This window comes from Acidovorax sp. HMWF018, assembly GCF_003061035.1.
Taxonomy (GTDB): domain Bacteria; phylum Pseudomonadota; class Gammaproteobacteria; order Burkholderiales; family Burkholderiaceae_C; genus Acidovorax; species Acidovorax delafieldii.
Genome location: NZ_QAIM01000486.1, coordinates 1 through 6,731, shown reverse-complemented (window position 1 = coordinate 6,731; position 6,731 = coordinate 1). Strand labels below are relative to the sequence as shown.

Below are 6,731 nucleotides of genomic sequence, written 5' to 3'. Positions count from 1 at the left end.
CCTGCAGCTCGTGCAGGCGGGCTGCGGTGGTTTCGGCGATCTCTTGCGCTTCTTCGAGCTGCTCGCGCAAGTTGGTCAGGCGGGCTTCGTCAGGCGCGGCCAGCGCATTGCGGTCGGTGCGCAGGCGCTCGAAGCGGGCGTCGAGCTGGCGGCTTTGCTCGTCAAAGCTGCGCTGCTCGGCAGCGAGTACGCCAATCTGCTGCTGCACCTGCACCACGGCAGTCCGTTGCTCGGCCGTGCGGCTTTGCGCCTGGCGCAGGGCCTCTTCCAGGTCGGGCAGCTGCATGGCTTGTTCTTCGACCTGGGCAGCCAGCAGCTCGGCGCGTTCTTCAGCGTCCACACCCGCACCGGCCAGGTTTTCCAGCTCGATGTCGGCCTCTTCCTTGCGGGTCTGCCACTGCGCGATCTGCTCTGCCAGCTGCACCAGGCGCTGCTCCACGCGCTGGCGGCCCTCGACCACGTAGCGGATCTCCGCTTCGAGCTTGCCGACCTCGGCTGTGGCTTCGTAGAGCTTGCCTTGGGCCTGGTTGACCTGGTCGCCCGCGGCGTAGTGGGCCTGGCGGATGGTTTCGAGGTCCGACTCGACCGCGCGCAGGTCGGCCATGCGCGATTCGAGGTCATTCACGGCCTGCAGGCCATCGAGGCGCACCTTGTTCTGCTGCTCCTCGGCCTCGGCCCGCTTCAGGAACCACAGCTGGTGCTGCTTGAGCGTCGCATCGGCGTGCAACGTGTTGTATTTGGCGGCCACCTCGGCCTGCTTTTCGAGCTTTTCGAGGTTGGCGTTCAGCTCGCGCAGGATGTCTTCGACCCGCGTGAGGTTCTCGCGCGTGTCCGACAGGCGGTTTTCGGTCTCGCGGCGGCGCTCCTTGTATTTGGAGACGCCCGCAGCCTCTTCGAGGAACAGGCGCAGTTCCTCAGGGCGGCTTTCGATGATGCGGCTGATCGTGCCCTGTCCGATGATGGCGTAGGCGCGGGGCCCCAGGCCCGTGCCCAGAAACACGTCCTGCACGTCGCGCCGACGCACGGGCTGGTTGTTCAGAAAGTAGCTGCTGGTGCCGTCACGCGTGAGCACGCGGCGCACGGCCACCTCGCCGTACTGGCCCCACTGGCCGCCTGCGCGGTGGTCGGAGTTGTCAAACACCAGCTCCACGCTGGCGCGGCTGGCCTGCTTGCGGGTGGTGGTGCCGCTGAAGATCACGTCCTGCATGCTCTCGCCGCGCAGCTCGCTGGCCTTGCTCTCGCCCAGCACCCAGCGCACCGCGTCCATGATGTTGGACTTGCCGCAGCCGTTGGGGCCCACCACGCCCACCAGTTGCCCAGGCAGCATGAAGTTGGTGGGTTCAGCGAACGACTTGAAGCCAGAGAGCTTGATCGAGGTAAGACGCACGGATCAGAAGGCGGATAAATGCAGGAGGGACGCGGGGGTCAACCAGGGCGCCGGTGCGCAGTCCCGGCGTAAAGCACACCGGCAGGGCCGGGTGTGGGCAAGGCCGGAATGATACCGCGCCGCCTGCCCGCCCCCCGGCCTCGGGGGCCGTGGGTGGCGCCTGGGGGCACGGCGCAGGCGAAAAATCGGCAAAAATGGCCTGATGCGCTAGTGTGATATGGCTTGTTTGCTATCAAATTTGATAGCCAAAAGCGGGCAACGTCAATGCAGCACACACACCTGGTTACGCCCACCCGACTTGGCCTGGAACAGGGCTTCGTCTGCGCGGGCCACCGCCTGGGGCAGGTGCTGCAGTGCAGAGATTTCGCACGCGCCAATCGACACGGTGAGCTGCTCGGGATCGGTGATGCTCTCCACCGCGCGGCGCAGTTTCTCGGCCACCTTCAGTGCGTCGGGCAGCGCGGTCTGCGGCAGGCAGACCAGAAACTCCTCGCCGCCCCAGCGAATGATCTCGTCGCCACGCCGCAAGGTGTCGGTCAGCACCCGGGCCACCGCCTGCAGGGCCTTGTCGCCCGCGTCGTGGCCAAAACGGTCATTGATGCTCTTGAACCGGTCCAGGTCCATCAACAGGATGGACGAGACGGGCTCAAACAGCGAGGCGCGGTACACGCGCCGGTCGATCAGGTCCACCGCATGGCGGTTGAGCAGCCCGGTGAGCGCATCGTGGTAGGCGGCGCGCTGCAATTCCTGGCGTTCGGCGGCCACAGTCATGAGGGAGCCGAACAGCTCGGCCAGCCCTGCAAACAGGCTGACGCCGACTTCATCAAAGTAGCCATCACGGTCGGCATACAGCACAAAGATGCCGCTGTAGCCATTGAAGGTGGAGGCGATGGGCAAGGCCAGCACGTGGTGGATGTCGTGGTGGCGGGCTGCGTCGCGCCAGGGCCCAAACGGCGAAAACTGCGACACCGTGAAAGGGCCCGCAGACTTGCCGTCCAGCGTGGTGAAGGCAGGGCCAATGCGGGTGAGCAGGTTGCGTTCGATGTTCAGCGATTCGGCATAGGCCGCCGCCGGGCCAGCAAACACCTGCGGGCGGATGGTGTGCGTGTCGGTCGGACCGAACCAGGTCCAGGCCAGGCGGATGTGGCTGGAGACATCCACAATGGCCTGGCATACCCCGCGAATGATCTCCAGCTCGCTGCGCCCCAGGATCAGCTTGGCCGAGCGCTTGAGCAGCATCTCGGCAATCACCGAGCGTTCGCGCTGCGCGTCAAAGCCCTGCGTCAATGGCGAGGGTGCGGGCGGCGAAGGCTTTTTGAAGAACATGAAGGCGGCAGCGGTGGAGCGCCTGCATCATAGGTGGCGCAGCCAGACCGCGGTTGCAAAGGGTTTCCGGCGGCGTGTTGCCACCTGCACTCCGCGCAACACACGCCACCCTGCGCCCGCCGCACGCCGCACGCCCCGCGTCATCCAAGGCGCCCATCCAGGGCGCCATTGGTTCGGCGCACCAGCGCCTCAAACTCCGCCACTGCCACGGGGGGGCTGAGCAGGTAGCCCTGCCAGGCGTGGCAGTGGTGGCGCTCCAGAAACTCGCGCTGCGCCTCGGTCTCCACGCCCTCCGCAATCACGCGCAGGCCCAGGCTGGTGCCCAGTGCCACCACGGTGCGGGCAATGGCCGCGTCATTGGGGTCGGTCAGCACGTCGCGCACAAAGCTCTGGTCGATCTTGAGCTGGTCGAGCGGCAGGCGCTTGAGGTAGCTCAGCGACGAATAGCCCGTGCCAAAGTCGTCCAGCGAAAAGCCCACGCCGTAGCCCTTGAGCTGGCCCATCTTGTCGATGGTGTCTTCCACGTCTTGCAGCAGCAGGCCTTCAGTCATCTCCAGCTTGAGCTGGTTGCCGTCGGCCCCCGCACCCGCCAGCGCCGCGAGCACCTGGGCAACAAAGCCGCTTTGGTGGAACTGCCGTGGGCTCACGTTCACGGCCAGGCTCAGCAAGGCAAGGTCGGGCTGCTGGGCCCATGCGGCCAGCCGCCGACAGGCTGCCTGCAGCACCCACTCGCCGAGCGGCAGGATCAGGCCGGTTTCTTCGGCCAGCGGGATGAAATGCGCGGGCGAGATGAATCCATCGCGCGGGTGCCGCCAGCGCAGCAGCGCCTCGGCCCCGGTAATGCGGCCGTGGTCGATCTGGGGTTGGTAGTACAGCTCGAACTGGCCCTGGGCCAGGCCCACCCGCATGTCCAGCTCCAGCGTGGCGCGGGCGCTGACCGCAGCCTGCATCTGGGGGTCATAAAAGCGCAAGGTGTCCCGCCCCGCGTTCTTGGCCTGGTACAGCGCCAGGTCGGCACGCTTGAGCAGCTCGTCCACGGTCTCGCGCGTGCCACTGTAGATGGTGACACCCATGCTCAGCGAGCTGTGGTGCGCAGCGCCGTCGATCTGGTAAGGCTCGCGCAGCACACCCAGGATGCGCTGACCTACGTCCTCGGCGCGTGCTGCGGCCTCCTCGGGGCTGTCGCCCAGGTCTTCCAGCACCACCACAAATTCGTCGCCGCCCTGTCGGGCCACGGTGTCGTCTTCATGCACACAGCCGCGCAAACGGTGCGCCACCTGCAACAGCAAGGCATCGCCCCGGTCGTGGCCCCGGGTTTCGTTCACCGTCTTGAAGTTGTCGAGGTCCAGCATCAGCAGTGCACCACTGCGCTGGTGGCGCGCGCTGGTGGCCAGCGCCTGCTGCAGCCGGTCCATCAGCAGACGGCGGTTGGGCAGGCGGGTGAGCGGGTCGTAGTAGGCCAGCTGGTTGATCTCTTCCTCGGCGGCTTTGCGCTCGCTCAGGTCCTGCATGGTGATCAGGCGCCCCCCCTCGACAAAAATGCCGGAGATCTCCACCGGCTTGTACTTGCCGTCCGCGCAGCGGATCGTGTACTCGGCCAGCGGGATCACGCCCAGGTGCCTGGTGTCCAGCAGCCTCTGGCGGATCGCATCGCGCTCCGCAGCGTCGGGGTAGGCGCGCTGCCACCAGGTGTCGGTGTCGGGCACCTCCTCCTGCGTGTAGCCGCAGATCTGGACATACCGCTGGTTGCGAAAGCTGATGAGCCCATCGTCCTGCACCAGACACAGGCCCATGGGCAGGCGCTCCAGAATGCTGCGCAGGCGTTGTTCATTGGCCCGCAGGTTTTCTTCCATGCGCTTGCGCGCAGTGATGTCCTGCACCACGGCAATGTGGTGGCCGGGCGCGGAGCCTGACGCCCACATCGACGACACGGTCAGGTCGCCCCAGACCTCGTGCCCGTCCTTGTGGATGTAGCGTTTTTCCAGCCGGTACTCGGGCACATCACCGCTCTGCAGCCGCCTCACTTGCGCCATGTCCGCTGCCAGGTCATCGGGGTGGGTGAGGCTCTGAAAGGTCATGCCCACCATTTCCTCCGGGCTGTACCCCAGGATGTCGGCGTAGCGCTGGTTGACGCGCACAAACTGGCCCGTGGCCGAGTCCACCTGTGCGACACCCACGGTGGCCTGGTTGAAGAGCGCACCGAACCGCTCCTCACTCTCGCGCCGGGCATCGTCGGACAGCTGGGCGCGCACCAGCGCCAGGGTGCGCTGGCGCACCAGCAGGGCCACGACGGAAGCCAGCAACAACGACACCACCGCGGCCGCCAGCCCGGCCAGCCACGGCAAGCGCGTTTCCGACGCCGTCAGGAACGACCGGGTCGGGTAGAAGGTCAGCTGCCAGCGCCGGTCATGCACACCCAGCTCACGCACCAGGGGCCGCACACCGGGCAGGCCCGAGGCCGTCTGCTCCAGCAGGGGGCGCACCATGGCATCGCCCGAGTCCGGACGCACCGGCCCCAGGTCCGCCATGGCGACAGCGATGCCGTTCAGAAACCCCTGGCTGCCCAGCCCCTGCACCAGGTCATAGACCCGCAGGGTGGACGCCACCGCTCCCACAAAACGCTGCTCGGCCGTGCCGGCGGTGGGGTCGAACACCGGCACGCGGATGACGATGCCTGCGCGATGTGTTGTCTCCTGAAGCAGATCGAACGGGGCAGACACCACGGTCTGCCCACTATCACGGCTGTAGCGCATGGCGGCCAGGTTGGCGGGCTGGGCACTGATATCCAGGCCCAGCACCCCTTCATTGCCGAACATGGGCCAGAGATACTCGGCCACAAAGTACTCGGCACGCTCGCCGGGTGGGTGGATCTTGAACTGGGGCAAGCCGTCGGGTGACAACGAAGTGTCCGCCCTCACCCTGGCCTCGTAGGCCTCGCGCTCACGCCCAGGCACCCAGCGCGTGAAAGACAGGTTGCGAACGCCGGGGTAGCGCTGGCCCACCTCCATCTCGCTGGCGGCCCGTTCAAAGTCCAGGCGCGACAAGCGGGGGTTGGCCGTGAACAGACCCCGCAGGCCGTTGACCACCTCGGTGTGACCGGCAATGCGCTGGCTCAGCGCCTCGGCAAACGCCCGCGTCTCCTGGGTGAAGCGCGCTTCTTCGATCTGCGCCATCGACGCGGCCTGGTGTTGCGCCAGCCACAGGCTCACCACCAACCCCAGAACGGCCACACCCATGCCCGCCACCCAATGCCGATAGCGGCTTGGGGGTGCGAGGGCAGCCAGCGGGGAAGCAGTGGAAGAAGTCAGAGACGTGCCTTTGCTTTGCTGGCCGGGGAGCCGACCAGACACCATGCAAATTGCGCAGGATAGCGGCAATCCAGCCGCTGTGGAGCCAACATTTGGTTACGGCCAAAAATTTAAGAAAAAAGTGCCTCTAGCGCCACAGCGACTTACCTCACAAGCTATGAAATGATGAGCATATTTCGCCACCAGAACGCCCACGGGTTTACCCGACGACTGCCCCTGGCGCCACGGGGTACGGCGCAAAACGGCTGCGGTTTTCATTCACATCCAACGCCCGCCCGATGGGCGGAAACGCGCGTTGCGGACAGGCATCGCGCTCGCACACCTTGCAGCCCATGCCAATCGGTACGGCGGCCTCGGGGTTGGCCAGGTCCAGCCCACGGGAATACACCAGCTGCGGTGCATGCCGGATGTCGCAGCCCAGTGCCACCGAGAACTCCTTGCCCGGCACGCCCCACCCGCCCCCAGTGCGCGACACCGCGCGGGCCACCCACAGGTAGGCGCGGCCATCGGGCATGCGCGCCACCTGCGGCACGGTGCGGCCCGGCTGGGCAAAAGCCTCGTACACGTTCCACAGCGGGCAGGTGCCTCCGATCTTGCTGAAGTGAAAGTGTGTGGCCGACTGCCGCTTGCTGATGTTGCCCGCGCGGTCCACGCGGATGAAGAAGAACGGTACGCCGCGCGCGCTGGGGCGTTGCAGCGTGGACAGGCGG

Annotated in this window: 5 protein-coding genes; 1 reads left to right on the top strand and 4 read right to left on the bottom strand. The window is 66.6% G+C overall.

All coding sequences use genetic code 11. The features are described 5' to 3' along the window. From DBR23_RS31345 to DBR23_RS20685, 3 genes are all read right to left on the bottom strand, one after another. The coding region (locus tag DBR23_RS31345) for a chromosome segregation SMC family protein (protein ID WP_233250621.1) at positions 1-1,387 on the bottom strand (1,387 nt) is incomplete at its 3' end. A gap of 261 nt (positions 1,388-1,648) precedes the next feature. Continuing rightward, a complete protein-coding gene (locus tag DBR23_RS20690) occupies positions 1,649-2,713 on the bottom strand; it encodes a diguanylate cyclase (protein WP_108499451.1) in 1,065 nt (354 codons plus the stop codon). A 140-nt stretch (positions 2,714-2,853) separates the two neighbouring features. Next, positions 2,854-5,949, bottom strand: coding sequence for an EAL domain-containing protein (locus DBR23_RS20685; protein ID WP_108499450.1), 3,096 nt, complete (start codon positions 5,947-5,949; stop codon positions 2,854-2,856). A 115-nt stretch (positions 5,950-6,064) separates the two neighbouring features. Here DBR23_RS20685 and DBR23_RS32155 point away from each other — a divergent pair, with 115 nt between their 5' ends. Further along, on the top strand, positions 6,065-6,187 hold the full coding sequence (locus DBR23_RS32155) for a hypothetical protein (protein WP_255581814.1): 123 nt from the start codon (positions 6,065-6,067) through the stop codon (positions 6,185-6,187). 33 nt (positions 6,188-6,220) lie between these two features. Here DBR23_RS32155 and DBR23_RS20680 read toward each other — a convergent pair. After that, positions 6,221-6,731 (bottom strand): short-chain fatty acyl-CoA regulator family protein (locus tag DBR23_RS20680; protein WP_146191389.1); only part of this gene is annotated, 511 nt, incomplete at its 5' end.

What these genes read in the sequence shown, in the direction of transcription:
- DBR23_RS20690 (WP_108499451.1), bottom strand. Translation starts at nt 2,713, where the DNA reads ATGTTCTTCAAAAAGCCTTCGCCGCCCGCACCCTCGCCATTGACGCAG.
- DBR23_RS20685 (WP_108499450.1), bottom strand. Translation starts at nt 5,949, where the DNA reads ATGGGTGTGGCCGTTCTGGGGTTGGTGGTGAGCCTGTGGCTGGCGCAA.
- DBR23_RS32155 (WP_255581814.1), top strand. Translation starts at nt 6,065, where the DNA reads ATGCAAATTGCGCAGGATAGCGGCAATCCAGCCGCTGTGGAGCCAACA.